Genomic DNA, 19,979 nt, shown 5'->3' on the forward strand with positions numbered 1-19,979 from the left:
CAGCAAGCAGTTTATTGATAATAACTCCAACTTTCCATATCTGTTTTGCAAATTTAAAACCACCTACTAAAAAATAGCATACTATAAATATACTTAAAAATCACATTCAACTAAATATCAATTAAATACAAAAATAATTAAGTAATAATACAGTATATAAAATGATTAATATTCTCCTTAAAAAATCAATTTCTATTTTTGGAACACAATAAAAATTTAAGTAAATACATTATACATTTACGATGATAAACTCATCATTTTTTTATCGTCAACTTAATCTTTAATTATGGGTATCTCTATATAACTATCATTATAAAATTTAATTTCCACAGGCTCTTTTGCATCATCAATCGTTTCATCGCTTACTGCCTTTCCGGTTCCATAATTTATTTCCCAGAAGGGGCTTTTTACAAGCCCTATCATTAAAACCAACCTACTTCCCTTTGCTATCCTTTTACTTATGAATTCTGAATTATATATTGAAATTATTTCTTTTCTCCCTGGAACTAGAAGATCACGTTTTTTATTATTTGCAGAATAGCTTGCCCTTGAAAGATTGTTTGACAGCAAAAAGTACTTTCCGTCATTCATTAATTCATACAGATTCATATAAATGTCAACATCTTTTTTATTAACAGAAAAATTTAATTGACCGGTAAAATTCCCTGTAAGCTCAAAAGGCTTAACAAAAGGTTTCGAAGTAAATACAACATTGTTTTTTTCATAAATATGGCTGTCAATGATGTTATATTTAAGATTTAACAGCTCATCTGTATCCAATCTGTTTTTTAAATCTACCTGTATTTTGGTAAAATTTGCTTTATCAGATCGGGTATCTGACAGAATATTTCCATCAGGTGTGTGAGTCATGTATAATTTTTGTCGTGCAATAGCATTAAAAGAGCTGATACTCTTCCATTGATTATCTCCGATCACCTGATAGTTGATTTTATCTTTCAGAAAGGAGGGTTTGGGTTTTCCGTTTAATATATAATCAAACCACTCAAGGAAAATTTTATGCAGATCTATTTTTGCAACAGGATCTATGGAAAAATTTTTAATGGTTTTATTAATATTTCCTTGGCTCCCTGCATGATCGTATGGACCAATGATTAAATAATGTTCCGCATTTTTGTTAAACTTTGTATGCTGAAGGAAATAATGCATTGCTCCACGCTGATTCCAGTCAAAATATCCGGTTGTAGAAAGAACAGGAATATTAATTCCTTCAAAATCCTTTTCATCCGGAATCATACGCTGCCAATATTCATCTTCATCAGGGTGGTTTAGCCATTTTTGAAAAACAGGATTAGGCTTCCCGCTTATCGAATCCAATTTTCTGAATTGTTTTCCACTTTCATACCAGCTCTTATAAACTGAGTTCCATTTTTGGGTATTATTAAAATCAGTATTATCCGTCATCTTGCTATTCATCACCTGATCAAGCCAACGGAGCGTATAAGACATAAAAATATGATTGCGCATCGGAAAATCCATTACCCCAACACCTACGGATGCCTGAGGAATAATCGTTTTAAGCGCTGGGTTGAGCTTCTTTGCAGCAGCCCATTGGCTAAATCCAAGATAACTTCCGCCAATCATTCCGACTTTTCCGTTGCTCCATGGCTGCTCTACAATCCAGTCTATAACGGTATTGATATCTTCGGTTTCATGCTCAAAAGGTTCAATCGGATCAGGACTCAGATATTTTCCTCTTGTATTAAGAATAACTCCGGCATAACCTTTTTGTGCAAAATACTTTGCTCTGTCAATATTTTTTGGATCAGCATAAATGGTGTTGATAAGAATCGTATTTTTTGGATTTCCGGTTGAATTTAAAACAACACTTACTGTGACAATTCCGTTATCTTTCGTCCTGATATTAATGCTGTCATAGACCTTGTAGCTCATCTTTTGAGAAAAGATAAACGTAAAACACACCAGAAAACAGATCAAGAAAACTTTTTTCATCATAGTAACTTCTATAACAAAAGTAAGCTTCCTGTAAGAGTTTTTCAAAAAAACAAGCCGAATGATCACAATGAATGTTCATTCGGCTTTATGTATAATGGGTATTAGTTTTTATTTTTTTTGAACCCTGCAATACAATATATCGTCTTTAAAAAAGGAAATAAGAAAATTACTGCCTTACAGGGATTTCAATATAGCTGTCATTAAAGAATTTAATATCCAAAGGTTCTTTTGCATCATCGATTGTTTCATCGCTTACATCTTTTCCGGATCCGTAATTGATTTGCCATAACGGACTTTTCAACACTCCCACGATTAAAACAAGTTTACTTCCTTTTTCTATTTTCTTACTTACAAAATCATTATTAATGATTGGAATAATTTCTTTTTTCCCCGGTGTAAGAAGATTTCTTTTTTCATTATTTTTCGCGTAGCTCGCACGGGTGACGTATTTTATCAATTGGAAATACTTTCCGTCTGGCATCAGCTCGTATAGGTTTATATAAAGATCCACATCTTTTTTATTGGTTAAAACTTTAAGATCTCCGGTGAAATTTCCGGAAAACTCTACCGTTTTATCAAATGTCTTGGTAGAAAAAATCAGGCTGTTTTTTTTATAAACCAATGTATCTATGATATTATTCTTCTGGTTGATGATCTCATCCGCATCAGTTCTGTCTGAAAAATTAATTTTCAATGCTGAAAAATCTTTTCCATTGGACTTTACATCAGAAAGAATCAGTTCTTTCCCATTATTATCAAGGTAGAGCTTCGTTTTATTTTCTTCAAACGTTTCAATGGAACTCGTACTTTTCCATTGATTGGCACCCATCACCTGATAATTGATTTTATCTTTTAAGAAAGCCGGTTTTTGTTTTCCTTTAAAAATATAATCAAACCACTCCATCCATATTTTATTCAGATCTACTTTTGCAACAGGATCGATGGTATAGTTTTTAAATTCATTTCTAATATTCCCTTCTGCACCTGCATGATCATATGGACCTATAATAAGATAGTGATCTGCATTTTTATAATATTTGTTATGCTCTTTAAAATAATATAGCGCTCCCGGCTTATCCGGATCATAATATCCTGTTGTTGTCAGTACCGGAATATTAATTTTTGCATATTCTTTTTTATAGGGCACCATCCCTTTCCAGAAGTCATCATAACCAGGGTGTGCCAGCCATTTCTGGAAAATAACGTTGGTTTTTCCACTTATTGAATCCAGCTTTCGAAAAGATTTCCCACTTTCATACCATTTCTTATAAACAGAATTCCAGTGATCGGTATTATTAAAACTGTCAAAATCCGTCATCCTGTTGTTGGTCACATTGTTCAGCCAACGCAGAGCATAAGACATAAATACATTATTGGTCATCGGATAATCCATTGTTCCGATTCCTACGGAAGCCTGAGGAACAATTGTTTTAAGAGCCGGATGCAGCTTCTTGGTAGCTGCCCACTGACTAAATCCGAGGTAACTTCCTCCTATCATCCCAACATTTCCGTTACTCCACGACTGTTTGATTATCCAGTTGATAGCTTCAGAAATATCATTTACTTCGTGCTCAAAAGGTTCAATACTGTCTGTACTTAAATACTTCCCTCTTGTATTGAGAATAACCACTGCATATCCATGACTTGCCAGTTCTTTAGCAATACCGATATTTTCTTTACCCGAATAAATCGTATTTAACAGTATCGTATTATCTGGCTTTACGCCTTTTACATTATTTAATACAACACTTAGGCTCAGTACAGCTTTATCTTTTGTATAAATTTTTATACTGTCATGTATAACAAAAGCTTCTTTATCTAGTTTTTTGATCAAAGGAATGGCTATTCCGATGCTTTTTTTAGCGACATTGTACGTATTGTATTTTCTGCATAACTGTAATGCATCTGCTACATCTATATCGTTTTTTTCAAGGTGTTTTTTTATAAATTCTGTAATTTCTTTTTCTAAAGAAGAAACATTAGTCGCAAAAAACTGGGGCAGAAATGCTCTTGAACCTATGGACAGCTGATCATATTTTTTAATAAACTCTTCTTTATATATTTTCTCAAATTCAGTCGTCGCTTTAGTTCTTTTAAGGGTTTTATTATAGATTTCAAACTGTACTCCTACCACATCGGCCAGTGTAGGATTACTCTTTGCAAAACTCTTAAGCGAATCTAATTGGATGAGAGACAAATTATAATCTTCATTGAGCATACTTATTCTGAAAATATTATCATAATAAGTTGCCTTGTCTTTTTCTTTGTATTGTACTTTTAATTCCTTAGCCAAATATTTAATCAGGCTTTCAGGATTTGAAACTGTATAATCACTGATTTTATTCAAACTGATTTTTTGACAGAAAACAATATTAATACAAAGGATAAAATATAAAAAGAAGATTTTTTTCATTTAAAAAATTAGATTAATCCAACGTCATGGTTGGCAGAGTTCTGATGGTCCATAGTGTATGATCTACAACCGTATGAGTATCCCCTTCATTTTCAAAAGCATTTGCAGGGTTTCCTTTTCCCCCTTTTATAGCATTCGTTCCGGTTGTTATTTTTGCCATTTGCAATTTCTTCAATGACAGTTTTTTCTCTTTGCGTGTGTCTTTTTTCATTGTTATAAGTATCTTAAATTTTGTGATGCAAATTAATCTCGATTATTCGGTTTTTCAAAAATATGCATCCCAAAATTTACCAATTTCGTACTCGAAATTTCACAACTACTTAATTTTCAACACTAATTATTAAGACTGCTCTTGCAGGAGTTTAATGTAATAAGAAGGCAGAGTTCCTGTAATTTTTCTGAAAGCATTCGAAAATGACTCAGAATTGTTATATCCAATATCATCCGCAATTGATGCAATGGTATGCTTTCTTAGCTTTTCATTTCGGTTCAGTTCTTCGATGATATAATGTATTCTTACCTCATTAAGATACTGCGAAAAATTTTTCCCTTTCAGTTCGTTTACAGATTTGGATAAATAATCACGATTCGTTTCAAGGTCTTTGGCCAGACTGTCAACAGTAATATTCTTACGCAGAAAATCTTTATTATTTTCAAACGCCTCCAATTTTATTTTTATATCCTGAAGTTTCTGATCAGACAATATCTTTTTGCCTTTTTCTTCTTTGACCACATTTTGTTCTGCGGGTTTATTATCAGAAACAGGTATAATCTCTTTTTGTTCTTTTGATTTTTCCAGCAGAAGATCTGCCTGCCTTTGATATTCTTTAATCCTTTTTTTATTTTTCCTATAAATATAACCCAATGAGAAAATGATAATTGCCCCAATTCCCAGAAAGCAATACAGCAAATAATTTCTGTTATCGAGATCTTTTATAAGCTGTTCTTTTTCTTCCATCAAAATGGGCGTATCATATTTCCTGTAGATCTCTTTAGACAAATACTGTTTATTATTATTAACAATACTGTCTGCATAAAAAAGCTTGTCGATGTATTTCAACTGATTCTCCTTGTCGCCATTTTTTTTATAATAATCAATCAGTACTTCGTACCGGTCACGGGTGATCGGAATAAAATCATTGGAAGCAAAAGAAAGTGAATCCGATTTTATAAAATATTCGATCGCCTGCTTTTCTTTTTTGCTGTCTTTATTAATTTTTCCCAGAAAGTAATAAGCTACTGACAGATTAGAAAAATCTTTATTCTTAATCAGTTCTTTTTCTATTTTTAGAAGATGAGTTGCCGCAGCGGTGTAATTTTTAAGATAATAGTCCGCTATTCCTTCAGACATTACAAAATAGATATAATGGGTATAATCATTATACTTCTTACACTCTTCTATTCCTATTTTATTATACAATTTACTTTGCTGATACTGCTTATTCTTACTATAAGAATTGGATACCGAAAATATAGATCCGATATAGCTTTTTACATCTTTATCTTTTGTTTCGACTTTCTTCTTTTGATATTGATAATATTCCAGAAAAAGCGGAAGAGCTTCTTCATTTTCTTCCGTTGCTGTTTTTAAAATTCCCACTAACTTTTTAATGTAATAAAACTGGTCAGTATTCCTGTTTCTTGATAAATTTTGAGCTTCAATATAGCTATCCAAAGCATTCTTATATTTAAATTCATAATTATATAAGATTCCTTTTATGATATATGCTTTTGCCGGATAATCTTTATCATTCGTAATGTTTTTAGTCAATGCCAGCAAAGAATCTGCATACGGATGACCTTTTTGACCTTCCAGACCTCTTACATGAGCTATTTTGTAATAACCATCATAAATAAGCTTATTATTTTTCTCCAGTTTCCCTTTTTTCAGGATGGCATTGGCGTAAAACTCGGCTTTATCATTATCAATTCGGAATACTTTACTATATTCTTTCTCTAATTGTTCAAAGTTTTTGCCCCGTAACGAATCAGGAATATGGAAATTCTTTATACTTTGGCCAAAGCACATACCCTGAAAAAGTAAAAAGAAAAAAAAGAGGGATATTTTATACATATTTTTCCAACAAAACAACATTAATATTTTACTGCTTTTTTAAAAATAAAATTTAAAAAGCACATTTTCGAGCCACAAAAATAATCCAATTACTGGCTTTTTACCAAATCCGATCTTACAATAGCCGAAATTTATCAATTCCGATATCCTTTGTTTGTGAAAAATCCTGATCCTTCACATCTTTGCTCCAGGGTAAAGACACAAACCCAAAATTTTTGTATGTGCACAGTATAAGAATTAAAAAAAATTATTTCGATTAAACCCACGTCAGGGATTGTATGACAAAAAAATTATTAATCAAAAAAAGTTAAATTATTATGAACAAAAAAATTAAAAACGCAGTTTTCGCCGGTGGTATGTCTTTCGTATTAGCATTAAACTTCTTAATGCCTAACGTAACTAAAGCACAAGGAATAGCATATGCTAACCAAACTCAGTCTTCAAATACTTCTCGTGAAGCACTTCCACCAGGATCACAAGTATCATATGTAGCTATAGCTGCTGTATTCCTTGTAGTAGCAACATTAAAAGGTCTTCAAGTTGCTGAAGGAGAATCTATAAGCAATCTAAACAATCTAGATTAATAAACAAAAAAATGGCTCATTTCCGAATGAGCCATACTTTTAGCTTATGAAAAAGATAATTAAAATTATTTTATTAATATTTATTTCCTTTTATTGGATTCTTACACTAATATATAATTCGCCCAATAATTACATTAGAATAAAGCTGGAAAAAGAAATAAAATTCTTCAGTCTTTTTTTTGAACAAAAATGGAATTTTTTTGCTCCTCCTCCACAGGATAATTACAAACTTTACTTTACTTATTTAGATCAAAACAAAAATCAGATAGCCGTATACGAGGTATTTTCTTCCATTATTGAATCCAAAAGGAATACCAGGCCCTTTAACTTAAGAGCTGAAATGATAGACTATACCATTTATGGATCTTTAGATAATATAATGCAAAGCCTTATACGAGAAAGAGAAAAAGAAAAAATTAAATATCCTGAACTAAGCCTTGAAAAACTCAACAGTATTGCAAGAGAAGAAATCATTAGGAGCCCAGAAAGTATTGAAGGATTTTTGTTATTAAAAAACTATTCTAAAATCATTGGTACAGAACATCTTAACAAGAATCAATTAGCCTCTGTGAAATATATTGGCATAACAATAAATAGCGAAGAAATTAAAAAATTTGCAGAAAGAGATAACAATAAACCAAAACTAGAGTCTAATTTAATTGATTTTAATCCTTATCCTTTACAATGAAAAAACTTTTCCAATCCAATCACTACATATACCTTTCTATTTTCAGGATATTAATCTCAATTCATATTTTTAAAAAATATTTACAGATCTTTTTTAATAAAGATTTAATAACTGATATTAGATTTTTACAAGGATCTCCACAGGATCCCCTCCTTAATATGTTGGGAATACAGCAGGTTTTAATTTTACAGAATATAAATATATTACTCAGTATTATACTTATATTATGCATTTTTTTTGCTTGTGGAATTTTCAGATACATCACTCCTTTATTATTATTCATCTCTGTGGACCTAATCCAAAGATCATATCCTTTAATACTAAACGGAGGTGATAATTTACTGAAGTTCATTTTACTTTATATGATTTTCACAGATTGCTACAGATATTTCACAATTAATAATAGTAAAGAACAAAAAAAGGACAGCATCTCATATTTTTTAAATCAAGTTTCGATTTTATCAATAAAAATTCATCTATCTTTGATTTATCTTGTTTCTGCACTGTTTAAATTTAATGCTAAGGTATGGTTTAGTGGTGTTGCTACTTATTATACATTACAGATAGAAAGATTTAAAGGAACTGAGCTAAATAATGTTTTAGCAAATAACGGAATTTTTGTAACGTTTTCTACTTACATAACTTTACTTTGGGAGCTGGTGTTTCCTTTCCTGGTGTGGCACAAAACAGGTAAATATGTAGTTTTCGCAATCGGGATAGCCATTCATTTAGGAATTTACATATTTATGATGATTCATGATTTCGAGATCTTATTTATGATGTGCTACGGCTTTTTCATTACCGATGAAGAATTGAAAAAAGCAGGACTATACTATCGAAAAGGTATCATTTTATTAAAAAATAAAGTATTGAAAAAACAATATGCTTGAGAATTATTTAAAATTGAGACTACAACTATTATTAAAAGCATCAATTCAGAATCTTGACATCGGTGCTTTGGTTACCGGTTTGCTTCTTTTTTTAGTATTTTTTAAAACAGATAATGCAATCTGGTATGGTTTAATTTCTTCCTCAATTTTATTACTCATTCATTTTTCAAGAAAAGACACTGATTTTCTGAAGAATATTTTAGGAAAACAATTTCATATCGGCCTTGTCACAGAATATGTGTTGATATGGGTGATTATCAATCTATTTTTTATATTTAAAAGTAATGATTTTATATATCTGGAAACTGTTTTATTATGTTTTATCTTACCTTTTATAAGGTTTAGGCAATTTTTTATAAATCCGAAATTCATTTACAAAATACCTTCAATTCTACTAGAATGGAGAGCTTTTATCCGAAAAAATATAATTTTGTCAATATTTTTTTTCTTAAGCTCTTGTTTGCTGGGATACCATCCTGCTACACTTATTCTTTTTCTAGGCATTTGGATTCACCTTTTATTGAAAGTGTATTCATTTCAGGAATCAAAAGAGCTTTTGATTATTCAGTTTTCAAATATCAGACTACAAAAGAAACTGCTGTATTCTTCAGTATTTTGTCTCATTTTTTCATTACCAGCAATGATTACTTTTATGATGATAAACCCATCAATAAAAATATATAGTGCTTATTTTATTTTATACATTTTCATAATAAACTATGTTATTATCCTTCATAAATACAGCGGTTTCAATGAAAAAATTAAAAAAAATGAAGCCAATGAAATGGAGTTTTTTAAATTCTCTATTATGATTTTTCTAGTTATTCCTGCACTCATATATATTTTATATACTAAAAAAACCGTCTCAAAAAAAGTAGCTCAATATGTTTGAAATACGAAATCTATCATTACAATTTAAATCAAAGATCATATTAAACAATCTTAATTTAGAGGTGAATCAGGGAAATATATTCGGGATCTTAGGGAAAAACGGAGCCGGAAAAACCACCTTCTTTGAGACCATTTTTCAGAATACAAAATATACCGGGCAAATATTATGGGATCATCAAAAACTTGAAAAAAGAAATATCTCTTATCTGGAATCAGAAAATTACTTTTATCCCTATCTCTCTGTAAAGGATATTCTTGATCTTTTTATCAATGAAAAGAATAAAAAAAATGTAAAAAAGCTTGCTGCATTTCTTAATATTCCAGACAACACTGTTATAGAAAAACTGTCCTTAGGAACAAAAAAAAAACTCGCCATACTTTGTAACATTTCGATTGACAGGCCTATTTATTTGCTTGATGAACCTTTTAACGGATTGGATTTTGAAAGTGTAGAAAAAATGTACTTTCTATTACAAGAACTCAAAGCCAATAAAAAAATAGTGTTTATAAGTTCTCATGTTCTGGAAACCCTCACCCTCTGTTGTGATACCATCGGACATCTTCAAAACGGGACTTTTCATACCTTTTACAAACCAGAAGAATTCAGCCTTATTCGTTCTCAACTGACAGAAGAAATCAAACAGGACTGGATGACATATACTAATTTTTAATTTATAACAATGAATAACAATAATTATCTCACACTAGAATATATTTTTATAACATCAATAAGTATTGCAGTTTCGGCGCTTGCATGTATCTATGGTATTGCTTATTATTTTGTTTCTGATGGCTTTACTTTGCTGGAGGTTTCCTCACTTCCTTTAATATCCTTATTGGTCGTATTTACTATTTCGTCAATCTGTTTATTTTTAGCCCTTAAGAGATATCATGACATAATTAATAAAATAAAAAATGTGCCCTATATTCTTGGTACGGTTGCCATAACGGGTATTTTTATTTTTATTATAGATATTTTCATGTATGCGTTTATAGATAAAACCCTATCTAGCCAATATATTCAACAGCTAGAAGTTGTTTATAAGCAGTATGGAAAGTCTGCCAAAGATGTTAATAATTTAAAAAGTCTACCCTTTATTCTTCAAAACTGGATATTGATTTTCATAAGTCTGGTTTGTGGATCTTTTTCTTCATTAATACTTTTAAAAATATATAAACGAACTAAAGCTAAATCAGAATTAATGACCGCATAAACATGAAAACAATCATCTATGATTCCGAATGTAAATTCTGCACGCGCTTTTCCACCTGGAGTCAGTCTAAAGTAAGTTCAATTGAAATTCTTTCCGTAAGAAGTAAGGAATCAAGGAAAATATTAAGAGAAAAAGGAGTGAAATTTGTAGATCTTCAGACCGTTTATTTCATTGATCATGATGAAGTTCTGGTACGGTCAAGAGCCGTATTCAGAGTATTTTCGAATTTCAGATTCCCCTGGAAATTTGTGTCTTATTTTAAATTTCTCCCTTTACAGGTTACAGATTTTGCGTATAAGCTATTTGCAAAATACAGATATTATTTTTAAAATTCATATCCTTCATTTACCATGAAATACTTATTAATTATTCCAATATTTTTTTTAACAGTTATAAAAGTCAAGTCACAAGAGATCAACAGGTTTTTCTATGAAGTAACCTATATTCCTAAGAAAGATTCTCTCAGAAAAGAATCTGCGCTAATGGTTTTAGATATAAAGAAAGATCAGTCGGAATTTAAAGATTATCAATCAATCATTGCAGATTCTATTGCTAATGAATCTTTCAAAAAAATGCAGAAAACAGGAACTTTTGAAAATCCGCCTGCCACAAAAAATGCCAGCTTTTCATATGCCATCAGCAAAACATATCCTTCCATGGAAGTACAGTTTACAGAAGGAATGATGAACGGATTGACTCCCATTATGCTTGGCTATAAGGAAAATATCAAATTTGACTGGAAAATTGAAAAAGAAAAACAAAAATTTGGAGAATATATGGCTCAGAAAGCAACTCTGAATTTTGGTGGAAGAAAATGGATTGCCTGGTTTTCTACAGATTTACCCTTTAATGACGGTCCTTATAAATTCCATGGCTTACCCGGTCTTATCATAAAAATTGAAGATACCGAAAAAAACTATTCCTGGATTTTGAAAGGCAATAAAAAAGCTGCAGACGACAGCAGCAACTCTCTGATGGCAAAATTCACCAGTGGCAATGTAAAAATTGTCGATAAACAAAAATTTATCAAGACGTTTGATAATTACAAGCAAAATCCTTTATTGGCCATGAGAAGTGAACTCACACCACAGATTCTCAATATGAATATGCCGGGGACCGATATGAAAATAAGCGAATTTGTAGACAAGCAGGGAAAGGAAATGCAGGAAGCTTATAAGATGATCAATAATCCTGTAGAAAAACAATAATAGTTAAAGCGGAAGCCTGAGGTGGGAAGTCGGAAGTTTTCCCAATAGATATTATCTTTATTTGAACCTCAATTCAGGAAAGAGTTTTATTAATGATACCTCGAAATTCCGAGCTCAGAAATAACTTCCCTCTTCCAACTTGAAACCAACTAATCCCTAAATTACGATGTTTAAAGAAATTTTATTTATCTATTCTTTTGAAAAAAAAGCGTTTTGTAGTATCGATATAAATAATCGTAAACAATCATTTCAAATAATCTTTGATTGGACACAAAAAGTCTGTTGATATTCATATGAAAAATACTCTGGAAAAAATTCTGAACAGAACCTTCGTGAAGTTCATTGATTTTTTCCAGAGTTTTTTTACATTCCCCGATATTTAAAGCAATATTATCCCTGAAGTCTGCATAATCATCGGATTTCAGAAACTCCAGATATTTGGGTTTAAAGAGTCTGTATTTTTTATCGAGTTGAGCATTTAAATGTTTATCTGCATTAAATTCTTTTTTAAAAGATTCATTGCTTTCTTTTATCCATATTAACTTCTCATCAATCGGAAGATTTATTGCATTTAAAAATTCATCAATATAAAAAAGCGATGTGATTATTTTATCTTCATCATCAAATTGAATACAGTTCAGTGTAAATTCACTGTTTTTATAAAAAAGATCTTCTGCAGGTTCCATAGTTTTTTCACCATATCGTTCGATCTCACGATGATAGGTTTCAAAAACAACATTAGAAATCTCCCCGGAATTCATATAATGTTCAAGCGAATCATTAATCCGGGCAAGAACCTCATCATTTTTCGTTGAGTCTGTCAGTTCAAAACGAATTCTTATATGATTTTTCGGATCACTGTAGCGAATAAAAAACCATTTTCGAATATGATGGTTGTCCTGTAAAGCGCTCACCAATGGTTGTATTACATCTTCCAGAATAATGTCAGCAGTTTTCACGCCTGTATATATTTTGCAATACAGCCATCTGCTTCCCGGCGCAAAATTTCTTATCAACTCCATTTAATCATTTTTATATAAAGAGAAAATAAATTCATGGGTATGGCTCCCATTTTCATCAAACAGAAATTCTTCCAAGACTACATTCTTTTCAGTTTTCACAGTTTGAATAAACAGTTTAGCCATCTCAATATTTTCTAAATTTAAGGTCAGGGTATTATCAAATTTAACCAGCTGTACCCATTGAGGAATTCTAAGCTTCTTTCTCCAATCATTCAGAGCAGGTAAAAATTCATCATAGTCTTCCCCTATAGAAATTACAGATGTCATATTTTCCTCAGAAACTTTCCAATGTGCTTTTGAAAGGATGATATTCTGATATTCTACTCTTGGTAAAAAAGTGTACATATTCTTCAGACCACCCCACTCGAAATAAAGTCCTGTACGCTTATCCTGAGTCAGATCACATAAAAAATGATACATCGGTAATGAATTTGATGCATAATTATGGGCATTCGTGAGATAAGGTTTTATTTCCTTATTCAATTTTTTTGATCGCAAAACAATTTCATCATTTCGTAATGAAATATAAAGATCATCCACCGAAATCTGATTTTCCTTCGATAAAACAGACTGAGCCAGATAAGTAATTTCATAATCCCGCAACAGTGGCCGTCGTATCACATTTCCGATTCTGGCTTCCGGTAAATGAACGATTTCAGCTAAAATCTTGTTTGAATTCAGTTCTTTTTCTTTAGCTGTAATTTCTCGGGTAAAGTTTCTGATTTCGGCTTTTTCAGAGCAGAATCTTGCCAGAAGATTGGCAGCACTCCGTCCTCCTCCACCTTTCAGAAAAAGTTTTTTCTCTCCCTGATCAGTAACAAGATCACCCATACACGAAATCGTATCAGGCAGATCTCTCCAGTCAGCATCAAAATCTTTAAAATCTTCATCTTTCAGCTGAATTACCAAATCATTTTGCCATAAACACTGCTGCAATTTTTGATTCAGAATGACCTGAACCGCATTCAAAGTAATCTTTAAAGATTGTTTTTCTTTGCCTGCAGGAATAAAAACATCATCAAGATAAGGATGAACACCTTTTGGACTAACATCCTGTCGATATCCAATTCCTATTTCGGTATCCATAACATAGGCTAAAGAAACTTCCTCATATTCGAATCTCTCGGAAAAAGCTTTTTTAAACTTTCCGAGTTGGGCATTCTTATTAATCTGACTTAATTTATTTAAAAAGCTAAGCCCTTTTCTGATTTCTTTTTTCCATTGAGCATCTATATTATATTCTGATTTGTCATATAAATCAGTTTGGAAAAGATATTTCTGTTCGTAAGTAACGTCCAGCTCTTTTATTAATTTTTCAATTTCAGCATATCTATTAATTGGATTTCCGATATTTTCATCCAATTCTTCCAGCTTAGTCCGGACGTCAGTTAAAGCTTCCCATTCATCTTCAGCTTCGGTCTTTCTTAAAACATCAATGATAGTATTTAAAAAATCATCTCCCGAAACATTAGGTTCCAGTTCACTCACCAGCACCTGATTTTCTATCAACTCCTGAATAAACTCCACTGCATCATCCTTGGTTATTTCATCATCAACCAGGATACCTGAAATTTCAGCGATTGTTTTACCGTCTTTTGAAAATTCCAGTATTTTTTCCAGTTCATCAGAAATAGGCGCGGACGAAATAATATACTCTCTTTTTCCTTCGGTATATTGATATTCGATATAACGGATGGTATTTCCAATAGGGTATATACTGTTATTAGGGAAAAATAAAAGCTTATGTTGAATTGACGGATTTTTTTCCAGATTTTTTGATAGAGCCACCAGAAAATGCATATCCAGTTTGGTATCCCGAACCTGGTTATCAGTTGATTGTTGATTGTTGCCGATTTCTTTATTGAGGGTATCAGGAATTTCTAGCACGAACTTGCCTGACCCAATTCCCGCAAACAAACCGAACGGCGTACAGCGTGTACTCATCCGGCTATAATATTTCAGTAAAGTATGTATAAGCTTCTGCTCTTCTTTCGATGAAAGCTTTTTTTCAGCATCCAGCCAATGTCTCATTTCCGAATACAAATAAGGAGAAGCCAGATAAATTGCTTCCTGAAAAACAGAATCTGAAATTATCTTTATTAAATCTTCTTTCAAAAACTCTTTTTCAGAGAATTTCTCCTGAAAATATCGATTTGAAAGTATGGGAGTTCGGACAATATATTTGTCGAAAAATTGATAAGGAAAACGGGACATTTTATTTATTCTTTTACAGGAATTTCAATATAGCTATCATTGTACCATTTTATTTCTAATGGCTCTTTAGCGTCTGCAATGGTTTCAAGACTGACATCTTTTCCTGTTCCGTAGTTTATTTGATACTCCGGGCTTTTATTTATACCTAAAACAACTATTAGTTTGCTTCCCTTTGGTATCTTTTTACTCACAAACGTGGAATTAGTAATAGGTATAATCTCATTTTTACCCGGCTTTAAGAGGTTTCTTTTTTCTTTATTTTTTTCATAACTGGCACGTCCCAGATAATCTGATAAATAAAAGAAAGTTCCATCCGGTTCTATCTGAATTAAATTTATTTTGATATCAACATCTTTCTTATTTATAAGGATATTAAGTTGAGACGTGAAAGTTCCACTAATGATTATATCTTTATCTAATACTTCTGTCTGATATACAAGAGCGTTATTGGCAAGTATTCTATCTTTTTGTGTCTTGAAATAGACATTTTCTTCTTCCCTATCTTTAAAATTTACAGTCTGTCCAGCAAAGCCTAAATTTTCAGGTTTTTCTTTTGTTAAAATAAAACTCTGTTTATCTGAACTTTTTTCATTTTGAAAGTAAAGTTTTAGTTTACTATTATGAGTCTGTTGTATAGTAGGAGCATGATACCATTCATTAGCTCCCATAATCTGGTAGTTAATTTTATCCTTTATTAATTCTGGCTTTTTAGCACCTTTTAAAATATAGTCAAACCAAGAAAAAGCTAAATCTATAACACTAATTACTGCGACTTTATCAAGTTCATAGCCGCGTAATATATTGGAAGCATATCCTTGAGCTCCTCCATGATCATAAGGACCAATCACTAAATAATGTTCAGCATTTTTATTATACTTATAATGTTCTTTCAAATAGTATAAAGCTCCTGGCTGGTCAGAATCATAGTAACCAGTTGTACTTAAAATAGGAATGTTTATTTTTGAAAATTCTTTTTTATATGGGACCATCTTTTTCCAATATTTATCATAACTTGGATGGTCAAGCCATCTTTGGAAAATTTCATTTGATTTGTCATTAAGAATACCTAATTCCCTAAAAGATTTTCCACTTTTATACCAAGCTTGGTTAATAGAGTCCCATTTATTATAATTTTTAAAATCTGATTCGTCTGCAAATTTATTATTGGTAACATAGGAGATCCATTGGAGCATATAACTCATAAATACATTGTTATTCATAGGAAAATCCATTGCCCCTATTCCTACAGAAGCCTGAGGAACAATAGTTTTTAATGCCGGATGCATTTTTTTTGTAGATGCCCATTGGCTGAAGCCTAGATAACTTCCACCAATCATACCTACTTTTCCATTGCACCAGGGTTGCTTACTTGTCCAATCAATAATTTCATACAAATCCTCCGATTCATGCTCAAATGGTTCTATTTTATCAGGACTATCTCTTTTCCCTCTCGTATTAACCACAACACCTACATAACCGTATGCTACCGCTCTCTTGCCTGTCGAATAATCATAGCCTCCTGCATAAATATTATTTGTTAAAATTACGGGTAATGGCTGCTGATCTCCCTTTCTCCGAGTGACCATTACATTTACCGTCACTCCTTTTTTTATTTTTAAATTGTGGGATTCTACAATATACTTGCCTTGGTCTTTTGACTTTAATAATCTTGCAATTTGAGACTGAATACTTGAGAAAGTTTTATAATTTAGATAATTAAGACATAGATTCAAAGCAGAACTGTAAGTTATACTATCTTGATTTTTTTGAAGCTGTAGAGACTTTTGAAGCTTATTTTTATAGCTTAATATATCTTCTTCAAAAAGTTCTCCAATACGAAACGAATATTTTTCAGGGAGATCTCGATACTTTATATCGAATGCTTTATTCAATGCAGTTGAAAAAGAAACCTGATCGTTTTTTTCAATTTCTTTAGCTAAAGAATACAATTCAAAAGTAATGAGCTTAGTACAAGCATTGGTTCTGTTTGCAAATACTTCTCTATAATTATCTACGGTAGATAATGACTTGTTATAATTTCCCGCCAGAATCTCAAGTTTGAATAATTTCTCCAGAGAATCCGAACTTTTAGAACTTTTATATTTTTTTGAAACTTCAGCAGCAATATTGGATATTGTCTTATCCAAAATTGTAGTATCTGATACTGCTATTTTAGAGAAGTGAAATTTTTGAGCCGATAGCAGATTAACAAGAAATACTGCTATTATGAGAAATCTGAAGTTCATTGAAAAAATTATAACTATTATTTTTTTGTGTTATCCTTTGGCTGATAATCTGGGTGACCCAGTTGCCAAAATGCAAAGGCAAATATATTACTTAAACTTGAATATCATAACAGTTAGTCCAAATATCAAAAAAGTCAGTTTGCTAATTATAAATTAAGCAAGTTTATGGATTCCTAATATAATAATTAATAACATCAATCGTCTTGAAACAGAATATGGTATATTTTAGCATTCTGATGATCCAAGTTTTGATACTTTGAAAATTAATCAGAGAAGAAGGACAATAGGATTTCCCAGTTTAAAAAAGTCAACAAAAATTACTAGAGATTTTAATCTAAAAAACCATTAAAAGCAGTTCTTACTAAATAATTTATTAACGATAAATTATAAATCACTATTTCAAGAAAAAATATTTGTTTTTTTAAAACATCTGCGTATTTTAGTTAAAAAAATTAATATGTTATTTGATAAACTAATAAACTACTTAAAACTTGACAAGCAAGAGTTTCTTTTTCAATTTAATTCGCATCCCAATTATCCATCAGCACTGGCCTTTAGCGATACGCTGAACTTTATGGGTGTACGCAATGATGCCTATGAATTAGATAAGGAATACTGGGATGAGCTGCCGGAGGAGTTTATTGCGATTGTTGATAATTCATTTTCTCTGGTGAAAAAATCGGGAGCTCAGTATTCAATTTATTCAGAAAAAACCAAGACTTTAAATAAAGAAGACCTTCATAAAAAATCAACAGACTTCGTATTGCTGTTTGAAAAAACGGCTACTACTGAAAGCAAATCTGTTTCCAATTACAAGCCATTTATATATATTATTCTGGCTATTATTGCTATTTATTCTTTAGTGAGCTTGGCGTGGTTTGAAGCCATTTTCAATATCCTGTCATTAGTAGGAGTTTATATTTCTCTTGAAATTTTCAATCAGAAGTTCGGAACAACTTCTATGGTTATCGGAAGTATTTGTGGAGGGGCTCCTCAAGGGGCTCAAACTGTAAATTCCTGTAATAAAATCATCACTCAGGACAAAACGAGTATTTTAGGATTGAAGTTTTCAGACTTTTCACTGATCTATTTTGTGGGAATAGCCGTATTGGGATTATTTCTTCCTGCAACCTCTTTTATTATTAAAGGATTTACGTTCGCATCAGTAATAGCCATTGGATATTCATTATATGTACAGGGATTCGTTGAAAAAACATTCTGCCGTGTATGTCTTTTGATTATTTCTGTTTTGGTAGCACAGCTGGCAGTAGGGGTTTTATTTTTTGAAAATGTTTCTTTCAGTGCTGAATCTCTTTTGCTGACCCTTCTTCTTTGGGTTTCTGCTTTCTCTGTAATCCTGTTTCTTAACAATACTTTGGAAGAAAAAGAAACACTACAGAAGTCCAATGCAAAAAATTTAAGATTTAAAAGAAATTACGAACTTTTCAAAAGAGAACTTACCGATAACGAAAAGATTAATTTCACAGATAAAGAAACCTTCTTTGTCGGAAATAAAGAGTCAAAACTTCATATCTCCATCGTTTCCAATCCTTACTGTGGTTTCTGTAAAGGGGCCCATCAAATTCTGGAAGAGATATTGGATAAATATCCTAATGATGTATCTGTTCAGATGAGATTCAACTATACTCCTGACCGAGCTGATGATAAATATACAGAGTTGCTTTCCAACTTTATGTATCTGTATAAAAATAAACCTCAGAAAGAATTCCTTAACGCCATCGAATTATGGTATGAAACAAGAGATGAAAATAAAATCAAAGAAAAAGTAGCAGGAAAATCTATTCAGGAAAATCTGGGACCGCTGATCAATATGTCAAGAGAAAACAGCGAAGCAGGATTAAACTTTACTCCGGTTTTCATTATTAACGGCTATCAGTTTCCGGAAAAATATGACCGCGATGATATCAAATTCTTTATCAATGAATTATTAGAAGACGAAGATCTTTAAATAATTATATTCACCTATTACAAAATTCACTAATTTAGGAAAAGTTAAAAAACGATCTAACAGCCATCTATTTAACCTTTTATAACAGTGTATATAATTAAGTATTAAAAACTTTAAACTCATATATTAATCACAAAATTAAAATTACTATGAAAAACTTAAGAAAAATCACAAGAGACAGTTTAAAAACAATTAAAGGAGGTTTACGCCAATGCCCTGAAGACGGAGATTGCGGACCAAACTGGTGCTGTGCAAACGGTGCATGCAGACTTATTTCCGGTGCCAGCCCAAGTACTTATCTTTGTACTTATTACCCGATAGACTAAAAACTAATACTATAAATCAAAACCATTTTTAACTATGAAAAATCTAAGAAAACTTTCAAGAGAAAACCTTAAAACCGTAAAAGGGGGAATCACTGAAGAATGTGCAAGAGCACAGGCATCAGCAATTGCATGCTATTCTACTATGGCTGCCTGCCAGGCAAATGCTCCTTCTGATCCTGATTTTGGAGATTTGTGCAGACATCTTTGTAATAGATATTGCTACTAATACATTAAAGGTTATTTTTAATAAAAAAGAAAGGTTGTCG

Annotated in this window: 18 protein-coding genes; 11 read left to right on the forward strand and 7 right to left on the reverse strand. The window is 31.6% G+C overall.

Annotated features, from left to right (window positions below; all coding sequences use genetic code 11):
• Window positions 1–273: 273 nt before the first annotated feature.
• From M2373_RS10865 to M2373_RS10880, 4 genes are all read right to left on the reverse strand, one after another.
• Window positions 274–1,911, reverse strand: a complete 1,638-nt coding sequence (locus tag M2373_RS10865; protein ID WP_259110545.1) for a CocE/NonD family hydrolase — start codon at window positions 1,909–1,911, stop codon at window positions 274–276.
• A 229-nt stretch (window positions 1,912–2,140) separates the two neighbouring features.
• Entirely contained in the window at window positions 2,141–4,321 is a 2,181-nt protein-coding gene (locus tag M2373_RS10870; RefSeq protein WP_259110547.1) for a CocE/NonD family hydrolase, read from the reverse strand.
• 79 nt (window positions 4,322–4,400) lie between these two features.
• Window positions 4,401–4,598 carry a hypothetical protein gene (locus M2373_RS10875; protein ID WP_259110549.1) on the reverse strand — a complete coding sequence of 66 codons (198 nt, stop codon included), beginning with the start codon at window positions 4,596–4,598 and terminating at the stop codon, window positions 4,401–4,403.
• Window positions 4,599–4,727: 129 nt separating this feature from the next.
• Window positions 4,728–6,416, reverse strand: coding sequence for a helix-turn-helix domain-containing protein (locus M2373_RS10880; RefSeq protein WP_259110551.1), 1,689 nt, complete (start codon window positions 6,414–6,416; stop codon window positions 4,728–4,730).
• 362 nt (window positions 6,417–6,778) lie between these two features.
• On the opposite strand from M2373_RS10880, the gene M2373_RS10885 reads away from it, so the two are divergent.
• The 8 genes from M2373_RS10885 to M2373_RS10920 all read left to right on the forward strand — a co-directional run bounded on the left by M2373_RS10885 (window position 6,779) and on the right by M2373_RS10920 (window position 11,936).
• Window positions 6,779–7,045, forward strand: a complete 267-nt coding sequence (locus M2373_RS10885; protein ID WP_259110552.1) for a hypothetical protein — start codon at window positions 6,779–6,781, stop codon at window positions 7,043–7,045.
• A 46-nt stretch (window positions 7,046–7,091) separates the two neighbouring features.
• Window positions 7,092–7,733, forward strand: coding sequence for a hypothetical protein (locus tag M2373_RS10890; RefSeq protein ID WP_259110554.1), 642 nt, complete (start codon window positions 7,092–7,094; stop codon window positions 7,731–7,733).
• Window positions 7,734–8,215: 482 nt separating this feature from the next.
• Window positions 8,216–8,623 (forward strand): hypothetical protein, encoded by a 408-nt coding sequence (locus tag M2373_RS10895; RefSeq protein WP_259110556.1) that lies wholly within the window; start codon window positions 8,216–8,218, stop codon window positions 8,621–8,623.
• Window positions 8,616–9,515, forward strand: a complete 900-nt coding sequence (locus M2373_RS10900) for a hypothetical protein (protein WP_259110558.1) — start codon at window positions 8,616–8,618, stop codon at window positions 9,513–9,515. Before M2373_RS10895 ends, M2373_RS10900 begins: the two co-directional genes overlap by 8 nt.
• Window positions 9,508–10,185, forward strand: a complete 678-nt coding sequence (locus M2373_RS10905; RefSeq protein WP_259110560.1) for an ATP-binding cassette domain-containing protein — start codon at window positions 9,508–9,510, stop codon at window positions 10,183–10,185. Before M2373_RS10900 ends, M2373_RS10905 begins: the two co-directional genes overlap by 8 nt.
• A 9-nt stretch (window positions 10,186–10,194) precedes the next feature.
• Complete coding sequence (locus M2373_RS10910) at window positions 10,195–10,728, forward strand: hypothetical protein (protein ID WP_259110561.1); 534 nt, start codon at window positions 10,195–10,197, stop codon at window positions 10,726–10,728.
• Window positions 10,729–10,730: 2 nt separating this feature from the next.
• On the forward strand, window positions 10,731–11,057 hold the full coding sequence (locus M2373_RS10915; protein ID WP_259110562.1) for a thiol-disulfide oxidoreductase DCC family protein: 327 nt from the start codon (window positions 10,731–10,733) through the stop codon (window positions 11,055–11,057).
• Between the two features lie 21 nt (window positions 11,058–11,078).
• Entirely contained in the window at window positions 11,079–11,936 is an 858-nt protein-coding gene (locus tag M2373_RS10920; protein WP_259110563.1) for a GLPGLI family protein, read from the forward strand.
• 185 nt (window positions 11,937–12,121) lie between these two features.
• Here M2373_RS10920 and M2373_RS10925 read toward each other — a convergent pair whose 3' ends face one another.
• The 3 genes from M2373_RS10925 to M2373_RS10935 are packed head-to-tail and all read right to left on the reverse strand — an operon-like array spanning window position 12,122 to window position 17,418.
• The gene (locus tag M2373_RS10925) at window positions 12,122–12,958 is read right to left on the reverse strand and encodes a thiopeptide-type bacteriocin biosynthesis protein (protein ID WP_259110564.1); all 837 of its coding nucleotides are present in this window, start codon (window positions 12,956–12,958) and stop codon (window positions 12,122–12,124) included.
• Complete coding sequence (locus tag M2373_RS10930; protein WP_259110565.1) at window positions 12,959–15,172, reverse strand: lantibiotic dehydratase family protein; 2,214 nt, start codon at window positions 15,170–15,172, stop codon at window positions 12,959–12,961.
• 5 nt (window positions 15,173–15,177) lie between these two features.
• Window positions 15,178–17,418 carry a CocE/NonD family hydrolase gene (locus tag M2373_RS10935; RefSeq protein ID WP_259110566.1) on the reverse strand — a complete coding sequence of 747 codons (2,241 nt, stop codon included), beginning with the start codon at window positions 17,416–17,418 and terminating at the stop codon, window positions 15,178–15,180.
• Between the two features lie 457 nt (window positions 17,419–17,875).
• On the opposite strand from M2373_RS10935, the gene M2373_RS10940 reads away from it, so the two are divergent.
• From M2373_RS10940 to M2373_RS10950, 3 genes are all read left to right on the forward strand, one after another.
• Entirely contained in the window at window positions 17,876–19,387 is a 1,512-nt protein-coding gene (locus tag M2373_RS10940; RefSeq protein WP_259110568.1) for a thioredoxin domain-containing protein, read from the forward strand.
• Window positions 19,388–19,536: 149 nt separating this feature from the next.
• Entirely contained in the window at window positions 19,537–19,713 is a 177-nt protein-coding gene (locus M2373_RS10945; protein WP_259110569.1) for a bacteriocin-like protein, read from the forward strand.
• Between the two features lie 34 nt (window positions 19,714–19,747).
• Entirely contained in the window at window positions 19,748–19,939 is a 192-nt protein-coding gene (locus tag M2373_RS10950; protein WP_259110571.1) for a bacteriocin-like protein, read from the forward strand.
• Window positions 19,940–19,979 lie beyond the last annotated feature (40 nt).

Origin of the sequence: Chryseobacterium sp. JUb7, from assembly GCF_024806495.1 — a bacterium.
Taxonomy (GTDB): domain Bacteria; phylum Bacteroidota; class Bacteroidia; order Flavobacteriales; family Weeksellaceae; genus Chryseobacterium.